The sequence below is a fragment of the Trichormus sp. NMC-1 genome, assembly GCF_001858025.1.
In the GTDB taxonomy this organism is placed as follows: Bacteria; Cyanobacteriota; Cyanobacteriia; order Cyanobacteriales; family Nostocaceae; genus Anabaena.
On the sequence record NZ_LZQD01000001.1, the window covers coordinates 1,559,823 to 1,580,590 of the forward strand.

Consider the following 20,768-nt stretch of genomic DNA (forward strand, 5'->3'; position numbering starts at 1 on the left):
TCTACGGAGAACAGCTATAATCATCTTTGGGAACGATGAGTTTTCAAATAATCCCAAAAGCAAACCATAAAACCTAACACACAACTTGCTTTCCAGAGGAACAACCACCAAGGTTTCCACCATCCTCCAGTTTGAACTTCAACAATATCAGATAACCCGAACAACAGAAAAATCACCGCAGTAATTTGATTTTTGCGTTTAGCAATGAGGGAATCTCTTTTGTAGCTATATACTATAAATCCCAAGGCAAATAAACCCCATAATACTGCCTCAATGTAATTTCCCTGACGGTAAAGAGTTTCTAAAAGTTGGGCATTTTCCATTGAACCAGACTGATTTAACCACAAAACAAACCCAAGCATTGCCAAAAATAACAGGCTTAAACGCAGAATAGCCCCTTTAGTTAAATGCAAGGGAGATTGTGGATTCATACAGCGGTTTCCGCTCTTATGAGGTACATCTTAGCCCCCTCATCGCTTGCGGGGAGGGGGTTGGGGGTGGGGTTCTTGTACCTTATAACATCGGGAAGTGCTGTAATATTTCGATTGAGATTAAATTGAGATTAAATTGAGAAAATTTGTTTTCCTATTCAGGCTAATGCAACTGTAATCATCACCATTACTGATAACTGATTTTTTAAACAAAACGCTCAGTAAACTCACACATCAAATCTACTCTGCCTTTACGTAACATAGCTGGATCTAATCTTTCCGTGGTGTTACAAGTCATCAATACCACCAAACACTGTTTTATCTGCACTCCAGATTCGTCAATAACACTCTGGTACAAAGTGCCATCTAGCAACGCCAAAATATGTTCAGTTTTGTTATTATATTGTGCTACTTCTGAAGCCCGATCTTGCGCTAAGTTATCAGCTTCATTGATAATAATACAAATTTTTTCTAAGTAAGTTGGCGGAACAAAGTTGGTGATAGCATCATGATCCAAAATAAAAATTACATACCCTAAAGGTACAAGAATTTCCTTGGCTACTGATTGTGTCCATGCCGTTTTACCTGTGCCTGGTTCTCCATGTACTACAACTGCTAATTGGTTTTGATTGAGAATCGCTTGCTGAACTAAATCACTGAAATCTTGAATATTTTTGGGAAATGTCCGAATAGGAAATTGACTGTGAACCTTACCTACACGACTTTGATATCCACTCAACATCACAGCTAAATCATAAGTGGCTTTATTAATTAAAGATGCCAGATTTTGCGACATTAATGTATATTGTCTCCGTCCACGATCATAGGGATCAATTTGCAGCCAAATATCATCTTTAGCCCAATAAGCATAAACAGTATTTAATACATCCAAACGTTCCCAATTCACAAATTTCTCGACTGGAAAATAAAAATCTCTCTCTGAATAATATTGGGTAATAATATCAGGGCGTTCCAATAAGCGCAAAACTCGCAAAACAGTAATTTCTTGCAAAAGATTGAGTACGTAATCAATGGGAATACTGTTACGACTGACAAATTGTACAATAGGCGTTTCTGTACTTAAAACATCTTTATAGCGATAATCTGGTGTTAATGGTTCTGGTGTAATGAAATTCCAATATTTCTGTAATTCACCACGAGTATAGTCAGAAGCTAGATTCAATATATTTGCCCACCAAGCATAATCTTTTCTAGCTAAAGCATCAGCATAATAACTAGCCAGATTAATACTTTTCTGGGTTAATTCCTCAGTATCATGAGAGACTACTTGCCACAGATAGTCCCAATCAAAGTCACGGTGAAATGGCCGCCAACCAGCAGAGAGTAGATTTTGGCGGTTGTTATTCGTAGAATTACCGTCGTTGTTTCGGAAATAATCAAATTCCATATTTTATGTGATTTAGGAAAGTCAAATTATTTGCTGCTGACGCAGGAGATTATACAAAACTTTTCTCGTACTATAAACTACCTGGGCGCAAGTTGCCAGAGCCAAAGAGTTTATTATTTAAAGGAAAGTCATCTGTATCAGCAGAATTCAAGAGCCAGTTCCGGTGGAACGTCTGTAAAGTGAAAGCTGCTTGATCTTTTAATAGCGTAGCGTATACCTGCGGCAGCTACCTTAGAGGCATATTTTGGTTTTCAGTTTATACTTCCTGCAACTGGCAATCTGCTGTAAGTATTACACAAAGGTACGCAAGTGGTAAAATGCAGTAATTTATCTGAACTTCTGAAAAGGGCAATAATAGTAAATAACATAACTTTACATAATTAAGTCACTGTTAACATGAAAATTTTTTTGCATTAATTATCACTACACTTCTATATTACAACGTAATACAAAAATAAGTCCATGTCAAGTATTATGTTTAAAATAGTTAAATTTGAGCAAGTATCAGCTAAGTTATTGATAAATTGACTAATTCAGATAACCTATAAGCAATATTTATCCTTATTCTAATAATTACCATAATTACTCGGATATTACGGAAACAAGGGTGATTTACTTTATGTAAAGTTATCATAAAGTTATGACGAAAATATTCTGTAATTTTGCATATAATCAAGAGGTGTATACTAAATTTATTGAGTTTGAAATTTTCCTGTTTTTTAAGATGGGTAAAACTTTTCCACTGAACTCAAATAGAACACGAGATCAACCAGATTAAACTTTATCTGATGACTCGCGGGATATGTCGTTTATTTATATGAGAAAAATGATGTATTCCAATATAATCTTCTGGATAAGAGATGTATCTGGCAAATTCATTCATGAGTGATGAAAAAAAGCAAACTTCTCAGAAACCTTTGATTTTAGTTGTTGAAGATCATGATGACAGTCTACTGCTACTGAGTTATGCTCTAGAAACACTTGGGTGCAATTTTATCTGTCAATCGGATAGTTCTAGCACTCTACTAGTAGCCAAAAATTATCAGCCAGACTTAATTTTATTAGATATTCTATTACCTGTGCTTAGTGGTCTGGATGTGATGCGATCTTTAAAGCGTGAACCACTAACTTGGGACATTCCAGTAGTTGCAGTCACTGCTTTAGCTGGTAGAGATCAGGAAGAGCGCTTCCTGAAAGCGGGTTTTAATGACTATATTAGTAAACCCTATATGCTGGAAGATTTAGAAGTGATGATTTGTCGTTTGCTACATAAAAAATTGCAGCCACATTCAGTTTTTGAAGTATGTCAAGAATAGTTATTCATGTTGTACAAACCTTTTTGGAGAATTGAATGTTAAACTTTTAACTTTCAAAGTTAACTTTCAAAGTTAACTTTCAAAATTAACTTTCAAAAATGGTCACTACATATCACATAAATCCAGTTTTTTTGGTAGTCGAACTGTGAACACACTACCTTTACCTAATTCTGACGACAGTTCGATGGTTCCACCGTGTGCTTCTATGAGGCAGCGTGATAAATGCAGTCCTAAACCACTACCTGATCTTTTATTTCTCCCTTGACGAAATCTCTCAAAAATAGTTGCTTGATCTTCAGGTGCAATTCCATAACCTGTATCGGCAACTTCAATGATAATTTCAGTTTGATCAGCAGTATTAGGTAAATTTTCAGAAATGCGAATCTCTATGCTGCCTTTATCTGTAAACTTAATCGCATTACCAATTAAGTTATTTAAAACTCTTCTGAGTTCGAGTCTATCACCAATAGTAAAACCAGCATCATCGCTTTTTTGATTTAACTGATGAGTATCTAATTTCAGAGACAAATCTTTCTCCTTAGCAAGAAGATTTAGTTCACTGACTACTTCTTCAGCTATTTCTTTTACGTCACATTTTTGCAAATTTAAAGTCTTTTTTCCGGCCTCAAAGCGATACACTTCTAGTAGAGTATTAACCATCTCCATTAAATTTTGGTTACTGCGAATCATCACAGCGATCGCTTGTTTCATTTCTGGAGAAATCTTGCAGAAAGTTTCTTGTTGAAACAAAGTCAGCATTCGATCAGAAGCTACTAGAGGTGTTCGTAAATCATGAGTTAGACGAGAAACAAAATCTTCTCGTTGGCGTGTCATTTTTTGTTGTTCGTCTATACTGTGCTTGAGACGAAGGAGCGATCGCACTCTAGCTAGTAGTTCCTCTGTATCAAAGGGTTTACGAATAAAATCATCAGCCCCAACATCCAATCCTTCAACAACACTAGATTCGTGAAAGGCTGTGATCAACAAAATCGGAATATAGCCAAAATCAGGATTATTACGAATTTTACGTGTAACTTCATAACCATCCATTCCGGGCATCATTACATCTAGAAGAATCAAATGAGGTGGAGATTGTGCCACTTTTTGTAAAGCAGTTGCACCATCTACTGCTAAATCAATTTTATACCCCTCACTCTCTAAAATGGTTTGTACTAAAATTAGATTATCTCTAGTATCATCAACAGCGAGGATTCGGTCAATTTTATCATTTTTGACAACAGACATGGCTTTTTAACTTCTTGGTAAAGGAACTAAAATATCTAATTTAATTATGGTTTTAGATAAGGATATCCCAGAGAATATTTACTAAAATTAGATGGAAATTGGGGATTATTATTATGAGAAAGATACAAACTATTGCCGCCAAAATTTAAACTCGAACTATCTGCTAACCTCGGCGCTAATATTACTTGACGTGGTAATTCAATTCTGAATATTGAACCTACCTCTAATTGACTTTCGAGAAATATTTCTCCTCCCATCATTTGTACCAATGAATCAGTAATTGCTAAACCCAAACCAGTTCCAGGATATTTGCGGCTGATACCTTGATCTATTTGCCGAAATGCTTCAAAAATATTTTCAAAGTCTCCAGCAGAAATGCCAATTCCTGTATCCCGAATACTAATAGTGACGCTATTGTTAGGAGTTTCTGCGACTTCTACCCAAATACCTCCATTTTCTGTAAACTTAACTGCATTGGATAGTAGATTAATGACAATCTGATGTACTCGTACTGGATCATTAAACACTAACGTATTCTGTAAATCTGTTTTTACTACCAGCGATAATTTTTTGGCTTCAGCTAAAGAACGTATTTCTTCTACCGTCTTATTAACTATTTTGGATAAGTCAAATATTTCCGGTTTTAGATCTAATGTCCCAGACTCTAGTTTGGAAAAGTCCAGCACTTCATTGAGCAACATCAGCAAATGCTTACCATTATTGAGGATACGCTCTACCATATCTGCTTGCTGATTAGTCAGTTGAGCAAATTTGGGACGTAACAACATTTGTGAAAAACCAATAATTGCATTCATTGGTGTTCGCAACTCATGAGATATCGTCGCTAAAAATTGTGACTTTAGCCGCGATGCTTCCAAGAGTTTTAAATTTTGTAGCTGAATTTGTTGTCTTTGTCTCTCCAATTCTTGGTTCTTATGAAGCAGTTGCTCATAACTTTCTTTTAGCTTTTGATTTGCTAAAGCTGCCTCCATTTCAACACGGTATAACCTAATTGCATTCCGCAAAGTTTGTGCCAATATTTCTGAAGATAGTTTAGACTTAAGGATATAGTCTGTAGCACCTGCTTTTATTAACTCCACAGCTATTTGTTCATTTCCTTGATCCAAGAGAATGACTACAGGAACTTTAATTTCTGAAGAACGTAGCTTGTAAATTGAATTTAATCCATCTTGATCTGGTAAATAATTATCAAATAAAACGCAGTCAAATGTAGTATTTTTGAGAACAGTAAGTGCCTTGTTAATTTCACTGACTTTATGCAGTTCTATGTTAATCTCTGCTTTATTCAGAGCTAGACTTACTGCTATGCGATCTACTTCATCATCATTTACAACCAAGATTTTCAGCGTCTCTTCCATTGGTTTTTATTTTCGCTGTCCAATACAGGTTGATGTACAGGATTTATGTTTTCAAGCTATGCAAATACAACATTTACCCCTGTTGATTCTGAGCCTTTAATATCTATAGAAACCCGTTTTGATTACTAATAGCTGGTATGGCGTAGCCTTAGTTACTTATGGATGCTCTTAACTCTTAATTGGTAATCAGGGTACTGAGTCCTTTAACCGCAGAACAGAGGTTAAGCTCATAAAAATCAAATGCGAATCCTATTTCTAGTCAGCAATTCAGTGATTTTATACAATATCTAATTTAGAATTATCACATGAACTTTTTCATCCTTGGTTTATACTATTTTAAACAATTTTACGTTCTTTTACTGGCATTTAAAGAGAATATTTGATATTTTCTTGTAAATCCGTTTATTTAATTCTACTCTTTTCCTTTGTGGTTAAAGTACAATTAATACCATTTGATTACTCATAACTTACGCGCCATAAGTAATGATGCATATCAAAATCATTATCTACTAAATTAAGCAGAATTGATATACAGTAAATCAAGTACTTTACTCATCTCAATATAATTGTAAATGAGTAGGTGATTCGCCGTCCTCAGTCATTAGTGAGAGTTGCATACAAATATTGTGTATCAAGAGCTTGAGCAGTTTTATTGGGAGCATCCCCAATGTGTAAGTTTATTTTTATCTAAGCTTCTAACTCAATACCAGGCATGAAATAAACGAACTGCAAAGACGCGTATCGCTAAAGCGTTCGCAAAGCGTGCCGTAGGCATAAGCTCCGCTAACGCGCAGCTTCTCAGACAGAAGAAGCAAAGAGCGCGTATCCCTTACGGGACAGAAGGAAAGGAAGAAGGCAGAAGAGATTTTTTAGATGATTATTTTGTGTTTTTGCAAAATTGAGATACTCCCGTTTTATTGAGCAGAATTTTGCTAAATGCTGAATAATGAATGTTTGCTCACCCATGATTTTAAAAAATTAATTTTTTAGATTTGTTTTTTTAAAGTTAGAGCAGCAGTATGTCTTGATTTTCTGGTTTTATCTCACTTTTTTAGGTAGAACACAATCATGCTGTTCTTGTTCTACGTGGAAAGAAAGATAATAGCAAAAGATGGAAAACTGCCGAAAAAAAGTTAAATCTAACATCGTTTTGTAAATAACCAATTTTGGGAATCCACACCTATAATCAAAAAGTGAGCGTTGAAAGGAGATGAGTTTTATGAATATGACATATGGCTCCATTAACTTTATGAATTGAACCATCTAGCTCAAGAGGGCTTTTGAAAATTCCTGACTTGTTTATCAAGTCACTTTAGGTTGTGCTAATTTGTAGATTTTTGGCAGCTTTCCCCAATGCTGGCAGGTAATAAAATTCAGGAAGAATGTTGACTGGTAAGACCTGAGTCATTATCAATAGATAATATGATTCAGCATTCTTCTCATCAATACTTCACCTTTTTTTGCCGAATAGCTATATACCCGTAGTTAGATTTTTACTTTCATCTTACATAAAAAAGGTAAATTTATTATCTCTATCGATGGATGCAGGACAGCCAAAATATCATCTACCTTTGGTTTGGGGAAATTAAAGCCAACACTTACACTAAAGTCTTAAACTTTGGAAAAGTAGTCAGATAAAGGGTTGAGTGTAAAAATGAGTGAAATTAGTATTGTTTTAATTGAAGATCATGATTTAACCCGCATGGGACTAAGGGCTGCATTGCAGTCAAACAGCGGCTTAAGAGTTGTTGGTGAAGCGGCAAATGCAACTCAAGGATTAAAACTTTTAGAAACTACTAAGCCAGATGTGGCTGTAGTGGACATTGGGTTGCCAGATATGGATGGTATTGAACTAACCCGCAAGTTTAAACGCTACCAGGCAGAAACTGGACAGACAAACACGAAAATTCTCATTTTGACAATGGATCACACCGAAGACGCTGTACTGGCTGCTTTTGCCGCTGGAGCAGATTCTTATTATATGAAGGAGACAAGCATCAGTAAATTGACTGAGGCGATACAAGCGACTTATGGTGGTAACTCTTGGATCGATCCTGCCATTGCCAATGTGGTGTTACGAAAGATGCGTCAGGGGATACCAGGTGATAGCCAATCATCTGATAAGCCAAAGACTGTAAAAATTGAGGCTCTGGCTACCGAATACGAGCAAGTTTTGGAAACCTACCCCTTGACTCAACGGGAATTGGAAATTTTAGAGTTGATTGTTGCTGGTTGTAGTAATGGACAAATTGCGGAAAAACTCTACATCACAGTAGGTACGGTCAAAACTCATGTTCGTAACATTTTGAATAAACTCTGTGCGGACGATCGCACGCAAGCTGCTGTTAGAGCCTTACGTTCTGGGTTAGTCGGTTAAGATTATTTTTTCCCAATCGATCTTGTAAACATTCGGCAATACGTTTTGCTGCACCTGACCGACCCATTCGCTGAACACCGTTTTCAGCAATTATTTGTAAACTGTCGGGATTTTTGAGCAGGGATTTTACTGCTTGGGCAACTTGTGCTGGTTGGTCTACTAAAATCAAAGAAGCTCCTAAAAGACGACTTTGAGCCTCAGCAAAAGCAGGGTTATATTGTGGACCATTGCCTGGAATGGCGATCGCAGGTTTGCCTAAACCAACAAATTGTTCCGTTGCTGTCCCTGCCATTGCGATCGCTAAATCTCCCAAATGTAAGCAGTCATTATAAGCTTGTTGGCTCAGAACTAAGTACGCATTTCTTTGTTTAAAAGTCAAAATATTAGCATCAGAAAGTTGGACAGGAGATTCGGGACAGGAACGCCAACCTTGGATTTGCAAACTTTGGGATAAAATATGACAATCCAACCCAGGAGCGATCGCACCTAAAAAAATCACAGTCCCAGTAGATGGAAAAATAGAATCTCGCTCTCGAAAACTAGCCACCAACCCAGATACAGCAATCATCATTATTTCCCAGTTACTATAAGCCTCTGGTTCACGGGAACCAGGAAGCAGAGTCACAATCAAAGGACGAACTCGCTCCTCCTCTTCAGCATCAGCCGCATAAAATTTTTGAGTGCTAAAAGTCGGCTCCAAACCGTCCATCATCGGATTACCCAAATCAAAAGCTGGAATTGGCCATTTTTTTAAAATTTCTGTAGTCAGCGCATCTCTAGGAAACACCGCACGACAACGACGACGACTCATCAACCACCTTTCCCAAGGATGGTAAATGGAACCAGAAAAGTTTTCCCAGCGTGCCGATTTTGACTTTCTGGTTAATAAACCCACCTCATCCCTGACATAATATTCAGATTTTGCCGTGCCAATAAAAGCATAATTAGCACCACTTATGGCGGCAAACAACAGCGGTACAATATCTCCCACTGCTAAGATAGCTTTTTTATTACCTAACTTCGTTTGATAACTCACCCAACGGCGAACAGCTAGAATTTGGTTCCAAGTCAGTTGCACTAAACCGCCACGGACATCTCGCATCAATTGGCGACTATCCATATAAATAAAACCACCAGAAGGCATAGTCTGCACCGAACCAATACAAGGAATATTCAACTGTTGGTAAGCACGTCCTTCACCCACTATAGGTAAAGCAAAGATATCTGGTGGGGAAGAGAGTTGTTGCAGTTCCTGCAAAATGCGGACAGCAATAATATCTTCTCCATGACCATTACTTAAAACTAGTAACTGCAAAGGAGACCTAGTAGCTACCGAGTCTGCAACCTGGGTTAATGGGGATAAATCACGCATACAATTGGAAATTTTATTTAAATTTTAGATTTAAATTTTAAACTTTTGTGTCTTGTTTACAGGAATCCATATTTTATGAATTTTGTCAATGAGTAAGTCCTATAAAAGTCTAAAAACCTGATGATTTCGTGTTCAAGGGCATTGTCCACCCAGCCTGATTGAGAAGGTGCAAGATGTGAAATAATAGGTATTGTCCATTACCAAGTAAACCTAAATTTCAGGTAGTAAAAATTCCTAGATATAAATACTCATCAACCATCTTGCACAACAGCTTAGAAATTGACGAGAAACAAAAAATTACAATTAATAGTCTGTTTATTTACAGGTACGGGAACTACATATTATCCCCAGTAGTTGACCGAAGAGGACGCTCCAGACGCGGAGAGTCGCCTGTGTCCGACGTTCGACGCAAATGGTTTCAAGCCCCCGACTACAGTCGTGGAGAAGAAAAAAGACATTCCTTGCTGAAATCCCCTGGCTTTAGAAATGGGGTGTAAGAGCGTCCCCGCGTCCCCGTGTCTTCTTCAATTGACTGCTGACTGAGTTAATTAAGTTAATCAATACTAATTATGCGACTTTCCTCTGCGGCAATTTTTACATTAGCTACTGTAGCAGCTAGTAATGTCACTCAGCAAGCAACTGCTACACCTAAAATCCCCTGGCTTTAGAAATGTATGATGAGAAAGACAAAACCGTTTAGGGGAGTGTCAACTGCTCACTTAGGACTCAAGATTCCCGATGTTAACAGGTACAATTTTGCAAAGTGGAAAATATACCATTATCCAGGAAATAGGGAAAGGGGGATTTGGTATTACTTTTAAAGCTATTCCAGACGCGGAGAGTCGCCTGTGTCCGACGTTCGACGCAAATGGTTTCAAGCCCCCGACTACAGTCGTGGAGAAGAAAAAAGACATTCCTTGCTGAAATCCCCTGGCTTTAGAAATGGGGTGTAAGAGCGTCCCCGCGTCCCCGTGTCTTCTTCAATTGACTGCTGACTGAGTTAATTAAGTTAATCAATACTAATTATGCGACTTTCCTCTGCGGCAATTTTTACATTAGCTACTGTAGCAGCTAGTAATGTCACTCAGCAAGCAACTGCTACACCTACTGCAACCACAAATCAAGAGCAACAAACTCATACAACTACAGATGTGGTAGTAGTACCATTTGTAGAAGCCGAGCCAACACCAGTAGAAACCGTAGCATCTCCAGAAACTACATTTGCTATGGAATTTGCCCCTGAGCGAGTGATTGTGTCAAAAGGTGTCAACAATGATATGCCTACAGACAATAACTTAGTAGTTACTGCTACTAATGTCCAGATAATTGGAGCTACTCCCGAATTAGAGCAGATAATTAGCAAAGTTATTAAAACCCAAATAGGTGGGGATACCAGTCAAAACCAACTCCAAACAGATGTCACAGCAATTTTAGATACTGGTTTATTTGCTAGTGCTACCTTCAACAGCAGCATTACGCCCACAGGCTTGAATGTAGTATATCAAGTCAAACCTATAGTAGTCCAATCTCTGCAACTATCTGGTGCCAAGGTTCTCACCTATAAAGTAGCCTTAGAAAGTTTTCAATCTCAGATTGGTAGAGATATTAGTCCAGCTGGACTGCAACAAACCGTCAAACAAATTAACCAGTGGTATACCGATAATGGTTATACCCTAGCCAGGGTACTATCTATTCAACCCAACCGCCAAGGTATCCTCACCGTGAATGTAGCTGAAGGTTTGGTAAGTGAAATCAAATTTCGCTTTGTGAACGACGAGGGAAAAAACGTTGATAGCAATGGCAACCCAGTCAAGGGACGTACTAAAGCCGATTTTATCAAACAACAACTGAAGTTAAAACCAGGTAAAGTCTTTCAAGACAATTTAGCCCAGCAAGATGTACAAACTTTATATAAATTGGGTTTATTTCAAAGCGTCAATGTTGCTTTTGAAGGAGATGCAACCAAACTAGATTTGATATACGAACTCAAAGAAGTTGGGGCGCGTTCAGTTAACTTGGGCGGCGGTTATAATGCTGATGATGGGCTGTCAGTGATCTTAAGTTATAGAGATCAAAATGTTGGCGGTGTTAATGATACTTTGGCGGCCAATATTGAGGTCGGTAGACAGGATGTACTGTTTAATAGTAATTTAACCAGCCCCTATCGGGCAACTGAACCCAATCGCTTAGGATACAACATCAAGACCTTCCGGCGGCGGGAACTTTCTGATACTTTTGATGATGAAATTAGGCTGGCAAATGATGATAAGGTACGCGAAGGACGAATTGGCGGTGGTGTGAGTATTCAGCAGAAGACTGATGGTTGGGACGCTTCTTTAGGACTTAACTACACTCGTACTACTATTCGCGATCGCCAAGGTAATATTACCCCAACAGATGCCAACAATAACCCTTTATCATTGAGTGGAAGTGGAATTGATGACCTGACTACCGTATCTTTTTCAGCCACTAAAGACGAACGAGATCACCCTGCTAAACCTACTCAAGGTTCTATCCTAACTTTTAGCACCGAACAATCTATTCCCGTTGGTCATGGTCAAATTACCATGAATCGTCTCCGGGGCAATTATAGTCAGTATCTGCCCGTTAAATTATTTAACACCAAACAACCACAAGTATTTGCTTTAAATTTACAAGCTGGTACTGTGGTAGGTGATTTACCACCTTATGAAACCTTCAATTTGGGTGGTTCTAATTCAGTGCGCGGCTATGATTCTGGAAAAGTCGGTAGTGGTCGTAGTTATGTGTTAGCTTCTGCTGAATACCGCTTTCCCATTTTCCCCATTGCTGGAGGCGTACTATTTGCCGACTTTGCTTCCGATTTAGGTTCTGGTGATACAGTTTTAGGAGATCCAGCGGGTGTACGTGGTAAGCCGGGGAATGGTTTTGGTTATGGTGCTGGAGTGCGGGTTGACTCACCTTTGGGCTTAATTCGGGCTGATTATGGCATTAATGACCAAGGAGATAGTCAAGTGCATATTGGCTTAGGTCAAAGGTTTTAAGAACTATGAAAAGTTAACTCTCAACAGGGAATAGACAATTCTCCCCCTCTCCCCAATCTTCTTGAATGTATGATGAGAAAGACAAAACCGTTTAGGGGAGTGTCAACTGCTCACTTAGGACTCAAGATTCCCGATGTTAACAGGTACAATTTTGCAAAGTGGAAAATATACCATTATCCAGGAAATAGGGAAAGGGGGATTTGGTATTACTTTTAAAGCTATGCATCACTATTTGGGTCAAGAAGTAGTGATGAAGACTATTAATGAAGGTTTACGACAACATTCTGATTTTCCCAAATTCGAGCTACAATTCCAAGACGAAGCCAAAAGATTAGCCTCTTGTGTCCATCCCAATATTGTTAGGGTTAGTGACTTTTTTGTTGAGGATGGCCTACCTTACATGGTGATGGAATATATTCCTGGGGAAAATTTAGGTGAAGCGTTTGTTTTACCAGGAATACCGCTTTCAGAAGAAATAGCAATTCATTATATCCGCCAAATTGGCGCAGCGTTAGAAATAGTACATAAAAATGGTTTGCTGCACCGGGATATTAAACCTGATAATATTATCCTCCGCCAAGGAACTCAAGAAGTAGTACTAATTGATTTTGGCATCGCTAGGGAATTTAATAGCGGTGTTAGGCAAACTCATACAGGCTTAGTTAGTGAGGGTTATGCACCCATTGAACAGTATTTAACCCAAGCACCTCGTACACCAGCGACAGATGTTTATGGTTTAGCAGCAACTTTGTATGCACTGTTAACAGGACAAGTTCCTTTACCATCATTATTGCGCGATCGCGAACCAATGCCTTCTCCTCGTGAACTGCAACCTCACTTGAGTGCAGCTGTTAATCAAGCTGTCATGCGTGGAATGGCGGTTGAGTCCCGTTTTCGTCCTCCCACAGTCGCAGAGTGGCTGCAAATATTACCTGGAAGTGGATTAGACATAACACAACAATTACTTACTCAACCCGCACCAACTATAGATTTATCTACCCAACAGTCAGAAAATTTAGTAAATCAACCTGCACCTACTATTCTTTCCACACCATCACCAAACAGGGAAGTCACAGGAATACCAAAAAAAGCAGGAGTATCTAAAGTATTTATCGGGATTGGAGCATTTTTAATCGCTGGAACAGCAGCATTTAGTTTGACGAGAATGTTACCTCAATCGCAGTCACAATTAGCGCCTCAGCCACGGGAGCAACCTACTCAAGAAGCTGAAGTTGCTACACCAAAACCTGTAGTTGAGAATCCACAGTCACCTAAAAGTCAAGATAATCGAACTGATTCTCCACGTGAATCTGCATCTTTGTCTACTTTTGAACGACGTAAGCGCAATCGTCGGGTTTCTCCAGAACTAACTCCTGATAGTAGTAGTGGTTCTTCAAAATCCTCATCTCAACAACCTCAAGATAATTCTTCAGAATCCTCATCTCAACAACCTCAAGATAACTCTTCAGAATCCTCACCTCGTAAAACTAAGCAACGCAGATCTACACCTGTTGTTACTCCCACACCATCCCTAAGTGAGAAACTCAGAGAAGCCAAGTCATCTCCTGAAGTTGTTCCCACAAAAGCCTCAGAAAATATCCCACCAGTTCCTATTCCCCAAAACGACTCACCCCAACCTGCAAAACCAGACAATTCTGTTGTCGTACCACCCGCACCACAACCTAAAAATTCTGTAGTTATACCGGAAAAACCACAGGAATCTCAAAGTTCAGATTCTTCTGCTGTCGTAGTACCAACTCAAGAAACAAATTCAACTCCTTAGGGGAATTAAGAATGGCTTGTGTTTAGTTCTTTTACTGATCATCAACTTCAAAAAATTATAAGTTGGAAAAATCAGCAAATGAGAATAATTAGGTTAATCTTGTTTTTGATTAAACACAACAATTTCTCCCCTTTGATTAATTTCGAGCGTATTATCGGGAAAATCATGATTATTTAAATACCGCAGGAGTCCCACGGTTCTGAAATATTGATCAATTTCCGGGATACCTTGTCGATTTAAATGAACGGGGATAATTTTACTGGATACTAATTTTCCCTCTGAGTTGAGTTTGACTTCTAAAATCATTGAGTAACCTGTTTGGGCATTTGTTGCTAAAGTCCTGTATCCTAAAAAGTTGCCCAAAGAATAAGCAATGATTTTTCCTTTGTAAATTTCCATCGCTCTGGGAACATGAGGCCCATGTCCTAACACCAAATCGGCTCCTGTATCAATCATTGTCCGGGCAAATTTTAAGGAGTTACCTCGGTTTTCCCCATAGAAAAATTCTGTTTTATCCTTTACGTGTAAAGCACCCGTTCCTTCTGCTCCTACTTGCATGGAAACAATGACGATTTTGGCGTTATTTTTGGCTTCTTCTACCAGGGCTTTGGCTGTTTCTAAGTTATGAACGGAATTATATAAGTCATAAGTTGTAAAGCCAATCATCGCAATGGGTATTTGATTCGCTTCTAAATAGAGGATTTGATTTTTATGACCTAATGTTTTTATACCCGCAGTTTCTAAATTTTTGATTGTATCTTGTTGTCCAACTATACCGAAATCCATTGTGTGGTTGTTCGCTATATTGAATACGTTAAACCCCACTTCCGCAAATAATTGAGCATAAGCGGGTGGTGAACGAAAGGCAAAAGTCTGTCCGCGACTGATATCTTTAGAACTGTAAGGATAGTTAGTTAAGCTACTTTCAAAGTTACCAAATAAAATATCCGCTCCTTGTAATTGAGTTCTGACGGACTGTGGTAATAATTGATTGCGATTGCTTGGTAATCTATAGTTAGGAAAATTTGTACCGGGAATAATATCCCCAACGGCTTTTATAGTGATTGTTTGTTGTTCTTCACTTACACCTGATGGGAAATCGGGGGAAAATAAGGGAATTTCTGTCGCAGCAGCGTCTGATTGCTGTATTTTTCCAAACTTGATTGTTACTCCTAAACTAATACCTAGACAAAAACAGACACTCAGAAAACTCAAAGCAAATACTTGCGTCTGGTTGCGATTTGGCATTTTTCACTGCTCACACACTGGGATTAGTTTAACCCAAAATTGATTCAGTAGTGCTGAGTTTTTAGTCCTGAGTTCTGACTTCCTAGCTTGAGCTACCAAAGTCAAGCTTTTTTATTTTTAATCTCCTACTAGATATAGGAATGGATGCAAAATCATGCTCCATTAGCTAGAAGTAGGGACATATCTGGATTTCTATAATCTGATCTGATACTAGTTTTTGAGATTCAAAACAGAATTTACAGTATTGCGCTGAAGAGAAAACAGCCGATGAAAACCCCTGATTTTTGGTAATAATCGGGTTTCTAGGCGGACTTATTTCAGCATATCGACAGAAACAGGAGTAAAAATTATGACGATGACAGGATTAGATACCTTTGATGCTACTGTACAGAAAACAATTCCTTGGATTAATGAGTTAGGAAAAGAATTGGGTTGGGAAAATAAACACCAAGTTTTCCAAGGGTTACGAGCTACATTACACGCATTACGCGATAGCTACGCTGACCAAAGGTACGCTTAACAGTAGAAGAAGCTGCTCATTTAGGAGCGCAGTTACCTATCTTACTAGCAGGATTTTACTACGAAAATTGGCGACCAGGCGCAAAACAAACTAAGGATCGGACACAGGAAGAATTTTTGAACCATATCCGTGATTACTTCCGCAACATTAATCCTGATGTTGATGCTGAGTCTTTGGTGCGTGCGGTATTCAAAATTATGGCTCAACGGGTTTCCCTAGGAGAGATAGAAGATGTTATTAACATGATGCCACCCGCATTGCGAGAACTTTGGCCAGCAACAGTTCGTAGTTAGGGCTTGCTGTATCCCTTACGGGAGCCGTAGGCATAAAAGTCTTTTCGTGAGGGCTAGGAGTCAGGAGTCAGGAGTCAGGAGTCAGGAGTCAGGAGTCAGGACGAAGAATTAGAAGGAGGTAAGAATAGTCTCGAATCTGTAAAAGTGATAGGTAAATGAATGGTTTCAACGCCTATTCCTTGCACCTGATTCATCATTTTCAACCCTGAAAGTGTTAATATATCAAGGTTTTAGGTTTATTCAACAAGCCCTAGTTAAGAAAATCAACGGAGAGGGGGGGATTCGAACCCCCGTTGAGTTACCCCAAAACGCATTTCGAGTGCGTCACCATCAACCACTCGGACACCTCTCCAATTTTTCATTCACCAAATATTTAGTGAACAAAGGAAATACTAGTTTACGCCATTATATCATAATAGCATCTGGATTCAGGATATTATGGCTACGCTGCTATCCCCCAACTTCTTACAAACCTGAAGATTTGTTTTCTTGTACTTGAACAAACCCTTCAAAGTCACCATTGGGTGTCCATTGAATAGCTCCATCTTTGCCTGTGAAGAACAATTTTGTGTTTCCCGTATTTAATGCAGACATAGTTTTGCTATCCAGGTTATTAGAAGTAGCGATCGCAACTTGTGGTTTTAGTGCTAGAACTAAATCCTTCAAAGATTCTGATGGACACCACAGCACTTGCGGACGAGATAAACCCCCTGTTTTGACTAGTTCTGCTATTTGTTGAGACTTGACACTGCCTACTAATAACCAATTTTGTCCAAAAATCTGCAATCGTAAAATAGGTAATTTCTCATTGACAAATTGAGCAAGAGTCGAACCAGTATTCACAGTTTGTCCTAATGTTAAAGGTTGATAAAATCCTTGATGCTTTTGCAGTTTTTGTTGAATTGCTTGAGATTCAAGATTATTTTCTAGACCAGAAGAATAGGCGTAAAACTTTTTAATTGGTAAATTTTGTAGAACTTCTAACCAAGCATCACTTTCATTAGGTAAGAATTTACTAGCGATCGCCCAATCTATGCGATTAATACCCTGTTGCTGTAGAAACGGTAAAATCGTGAATCTTCCTGTACCTTCATCCCCGCTATTAATTAGAGTAACTTGGCCTCGGTCTTGAATGATCAAAACTGGTTCGGTATCAGTTGTTAATAATGTGATTCGTAATAAATTACTCGCAGAATGCCAAACGGGAATGAGTACTAAAGCCACAGAAATTAAACAAGCAAACCACCATCTTTTTTGCCACCACCGCACCAACCAAGTAGATATAATTAATCCGTAAACCATCAGCATTTGCCAAGTAGATATACTACCAACTGCAATTGAGCTTCCAGGTAGATTTGCAAAAAATTCAGCTAGTTGAATTAACCAATGAGTTGGGTAATATAAAAAACTGGCTAAACTACTTCCTAAATCTGGCAAGATTAAACTTGTTAAACCGCTAATCATGCCACCGATACTAATCACAGAAATTAACGGGGTAGTGATGATATTCAATGGCACACTGTAAACTCCTACTACACTAAAAACCTGTAACAGTAGTGGTAAAGTCCAAATGGTAGCGGCTAAAGGCACAGAAATTAAAGATGCGATCGCAGGTGGTAACCAATCCAATCGTTTAGTGATTGATGACGCGGTGACAATTAATCCCAATGTCGCTAAAAAACTGAGTTGAAAGCCTAAATCCCAAATCCAGAGAGGATTAAATAACAATAATAGTGTAGCTGCCAGTAGCAATGACCCTAGTTGCTGAACTTTCCTCTCTAAGGCCAAACCAATCAAAGCTGCAAAACCCATAATTACGGCTCTCAGTACCGCAGCCTGAAACCCTACTAAAAAGAGGAAAGTAATTAAACCTAATGAGCCGAGAATAATCTGTGTTCTCTTTTTTGCACGTCTTGTCAGTTGTAGAATTACACCCAAAATCAAGGAAGTTTGAAACCCAGAAGCTGCTAAAGCATGAGCTAATCCCACCTTCACAAATAAATCACGGATATCGTAGGGTAAATCAACAGCTTTATTACCCAAAACCATAGCACTGACAAGTGGTCCTTCGGGAACACCCAACCAACGAACTTGCGATCGCACAATTTGCTCCCTTAAGAGCCACCAGCCCCATTTTCTCTCTTCATCAATGAAATTTATCTGTTTACCAATCAAACCCGCAAAAATACCTTCCTGTTTTAAATATTTCTGAAAGTCAAAAGCACCTGGGTTTAATGCTGCTCGTGGTTTATACAAAATCCCAGTCACAGCAATTTGTTGAGCAGGGTATAAACCCGTAACCTGAAGTATGGGTACTGTCACATATAATTTACCTGTTACGCCTTTTGTCGCCTCTGCTGGTCTTGTGGCATTTTTTACTTCATCCATCTGTGTCACTTCCAGCAAAAACTGTCCCCGCTGACTACGAGTCAAACGGGGATTACTAGCAACTTTGCCACGTACAATCACCAATTGTTCTTGATTACTATTATTTTCCCCAGAAACAAACTGACTAATATCCTTATTCCCTGGTTGTGGTATCCGCAATTGAAAATATAAAGTTGCCAAAACCCCAACTAAGCCAGCTATTAGCCATACATTAGGATGAGGAACATTTGTCCAACCGTTAGTTACTGACTTGCTTTTGGTAAAAGCATTTTCTTGTTTAAGGGTAAATTTCCTGCGATTAGCATATATTCTCTGAACTAGAATCGCTCCTACTACACCCATAACCAAAATCCATACACCACCCCAAGGAATTGCTGTAAACAGCAAACCCAAAATATAACTAAGACAAATAATTATTCCACTCGTCTGCATCATAAAATTTTATTGCCAAAGCACACAGCATTGAAAATACTCCATCAACTTTCCTATAGGGAAGTTTATAAATGAAGTTTATAAATTAGGACTTACGCAAAACAGAACCAAAGTAGCAGTAATTCATGAATTACCGCTACACAGGAATAAGGTTTTCAGTCACATCTTGCGTAAGTCCTATAAATATTTAATCTGCTTTTCACACAAATAATTCATCTTTGGTGGCTTTGGCAATAACAACATCACAAAGATATACCCAAATTTAACCCTAATACAGCATGAAGAAACATAATTCCCAGTGCTGTAGTCCCTAAATAAGCATGAACCACACGTAATCCAGCTTTATTTCCAAAAAATCCACTCAGAGAAATTACACCATTAATGAATAGCAGTATCAAAACCAGCGAACCAGTCCAAAAGTGAGGACTTTCTAATAGTGGTTTTCGCTGCATCACCAATGACAAAACCCCACCAATATATCCACCTGCCAAGAATACAAACAACCAAGGAGCTAACTGACGATGGGCGTTACGGCTTTTAATGGCTGCATCTTTATCCTTACCTTCCAGTAACTTACCACGCCAACCTGCCACTCCCACAAAAGTCCCTACCACAAAAATCACAATTCCCATCATCACTGGATGTCCCCAATGCACAATCACTTCAGGAACACTCAGAGAACGAAACCAAGCTGCAATTGGTTCTAATATTTCATTGATAATCATCATCTAACACACACCACTATTTGTACTATCAACCATTACCGATACAAAAAAGCTAACAAATGCTAACAATTACCAGCTTTTTCTTCCTGCTTCATCCTATTCGTGTCGGCACTATCTAGTCCACAGGCTAACACGGTCAATCTGACCGCTTCTTGACTCAAATTACGAGCTGCATTTAAATCTCTATCACAATCAAAACCGCATATCTCACAGGTAAAGACTCGTTGAGACAGTGACAGAGATGATTTTTTCTCACCACAATGAGAACAAGTCTTACTACTGGGATAAAATCTATCTACAATGACTAACTTACTACCATAAAGTTGAGTCTTGTATTCTAATTGACGACGGAACTCATAAAATCCCATGTCAGCTATCGCTTTAGACAACTTACCATTTGCTAACATCCCTGATACATTTAAATCTTCTATTCCTATAACCGCGTGGTTTTTGCTAATATAGGTGGTGATTTTATGTAATGTATCTTTCCTGATATTGGCTATTTTTTGATGTAGTCTCGCTATTTTGAAAGAGGCTTTTCTATAATTATGAGAACCGACTTGTTTATGACGGTTCAAATATTGCATTCTTGCTAGTAAGGATTCATACTTTTTATAACTTTTCGCTCCATTAAATACTTCTCCTGTTGACAACACTGCTAGATGATTTATTCCTAAGTCAACTCCAACAAACTCTTGTTTTTTAGGAGTTTCACTAGTTTCTACTGCTATTTTCCAGGAGATAAACCACTTATCAGCTTGTTTACTAATTGTGATTGATTTGGGTTTATATCCTGTAGGTAGAAGTTCATAAGTCTTTATCCATCCA

Annotated in this window: 15 protein-coding genes and 1 tRNA gene; 6 read left to right on the plus strand and 10 right to left on the minus strand. The window is 38.5% G+C overall.

What is annotated here, in order from left to right; translation table 11 throughout:
* Positions 1-20: 20 nt before the first annotated feature.
* Positions 21-431 carry a hypothetical protein gene (locus A9Y75_RS06880; RefSeq protein WP_071188754.1) on the minus strand — a complete coding sequence of 137 codons (411 nt, stop codon included), beginning with the start codon at positions 429-431 and terminating at the stop codon, positions 21-23.
* A 205-nt stretch (positions 432-636) separates the two neighbouring features.
* Positions 637-1,839, minus strand: a complete 1,203-nt coding sequence (locus A9Y75_RS06885; RefSeq protein WP_071188755.1) for an AAA family ATPase — start codon at positions 1,837-1,839, stop codon at positions 637-639.
* A gap of 860 nt (positions 1,840-2,699) precedes the next feature.
* Here A9Y75_RS06885 and A9Y75_RS06890 point away from each other — a divergent pair.
* Complete coding sequence (locus A9Y75_RS06890) at positions 2,700-3,155, plus strand: response regulator (RefSeq protein WP_071188756.1); 456 nt, start codon at positions 2,700-2,702, stop codon at positions 3,153-3,155.
* Between the two features lie 105 nt (positions 3,156-3,260).
* Here A9Y75_RS06890 and A9Y75_RS06895 read toward each other — a convergent pair whose 3' ends face one another.
* Both A9Y75_RS06895 and A9Y75_RS06900 read right to left on the minus strand, forming a co-directional pair.
* A complete protein-coding gene (locus A9Y75_RS06895; RefSeq protein ID WP_071188757.1) occupies positions 3,261-4,400 on the minus strand; it encodes a hybrid sensor histidine kinase/response regulator in 1,140 nt (379 codons plus the stop codon).
* Between the two features lie 44 nt (positions 4,401-4,444).
* On the minus strand, positions 4,445-5,779 hold the full coding sequence (locus tag A9Y75_RS06900; protein WP_071188758.1) for an ATP-binding protein: 1,335 nt from the start codon (positions 5,777-5,779) through the stop codon (positions 4,445-4,447).
* Between the two features lie 1,654 nt (positions 5,780-7,433).
* Here A9Y75_RS06900 and A9Y75_RS06905 point away from each other — a divergent pair.
* On the plus strand, positions 7,434-8,156 hold the full coding sequence (locus tag A9Y75_RS06905; protein WP_071188759.1) for a response regulator transcription factor: 723 nt from the start codon (positions 7,434-7,436) through the stop codon (positions 8,154-8,156).
* Here A9Y75_RS06905 and A9Y75_RS06910 read toward each other — a convergent pair.
* Complete coding sequence (locus A9Y75_RS06910) at positions 8,125-9,528, minus strand: lipid-A-disaccharide synthase-related protein (protein WP_071188760.1); 1,404 nt, start codon at positions 9,526-9,528, stop codon at positions 8,125-8,127. The two genes, A9Y75_RS06905 and A9Y75_RS06910, sit on opposite strands and share 32 nt — an antisense overlap.
* A 1,025-nt stretch (positions 9,529-10,553) precedes the next feature.
* On the opposite strand from A9Y75_RS06910, the gene A9Y75_RS06920 reads away from it, so the two are divergent.
* On the plus strand, positions 10,554-12,551 hold the full coding sequence (locus tag A9Y75_RS06920) for a BamA/TamA family outer membrane protein (RefSeq protein ID WP_071188762.1): 1,998 nt from the start codon (positions 10,554-10,556) through the stop codon (positions 12,549-12,551).
* Between the two features lie 133 nt (positions 12,552-12,684).
* Positions 12,685-14,334 (plus strand): serine/threonine-protein kinase, encoded by a 1,650-nt coding sequence (locus A9Y75_RS06925; protein ID WP_071188763.1) that lies wholly within the window; start codon positions 12,685-12,687, stop codon positions 14,332-14,334.
* A 93-nt stretch (positions 14,335-14,427) separates the two neighbouring features.
* Here the strand turns inward: A9Y75_RS06925 and A9Y75_RS06930 are convergent, their stop codons facing one another.
* Positions 14,428-15,582: a CapA family protein gene (locus A9Y75_RS06930; protein ID WP_071188764.1), complete on the minus strand. Its 1,155-nt coding sequence runs from the start codon at positions 15,580-15,582 to the stop codon at positions 14,428-14,430.
* Between the two features lie 349 nt (positions 15,583-15,931).
* On the opposite strand from A9Y75_RS06930, the gene A9Y75_RS29430 reads away from it, so the two are divergent.
* Both A9Y75_RS29430 and A9Y75_RS29435 read left to right on the plus strand, forming a co-directional pair.
* Positions 15,932-16,102: a hypothetical protein gene (locus tag A9Y75_RS29430; RefSeq protein WP_236721345.1), complete on the plus strand. Its 171-nt coding sequence runs from the start codon at positions 15,932-15,934 to the stop codon at positions 16,100-16,102.
* 38 nt (positions 16,103-16,140) lie between these two features.
* Positions 16,141-16,395: a DUF2267 domain-containing protein gene (locus A9Y75_RS29435; RefSeq protein ID WP_236721354.1), complete on the plus strand. Its 255-nt coding sequence runs from the start codon at positions 16,141-16,143 to the stop codon at positions 16,393-16,395.
* 267 nt (positions 16,396-16,662) lie between these two features.
* Here A9Y75_RS29435 and A9Y75_RS06940 read toward each other — a convergent pair.
* The 4 genes from A9Y75_RS06940 to A9Y75_RS06955 form a co-directional block, all read right to left on the minus strand.
* Positions 16,663-16,747 (minus strand) — tRNA-Ser (locus tag A9Y75_RS06940).
* Positions 16,748-16,860: 113 nt separating this feature from the next.
* Positions 16,861-19,218 carry a ComEC/Rec2 family competence protein gene (locus A9Y75_RS06945; RefSeq protein ID WP_071188765.1) on the minus strand — a complete coding sequence of 786 codons (2,358 nt, stop codon included), beginning with the start codon at positions 19,216-19,218 and terminating at the stop codon, positions 16,861-16,863.
* A gap of 239 nt (positions 19,219-19,457) precedes the next feature.
* The gene (locus tag A9Y75_RS06950; protein ID WP_071188766.1) at positions 19,458-19,943 is read right to left on the minus strand and encodes a DUF4079 domain-containing protein; all 486 of its coding nucleotides are present in this window, start codon (positions 19,941-19,943) and stop codon (positions 19,458-19,460) included.
* Between the two features lie 59 nt (positions 19,944-20,002).
* Positions 20,003-20,768, minus strand: a 766-nt coding sequence (locus A9Y75_RS06955; protein WP_143046370.1) for an RNA-guided endonuclease TnpB family protein, incomplete at its 5' end; no start/stop codon positions are given.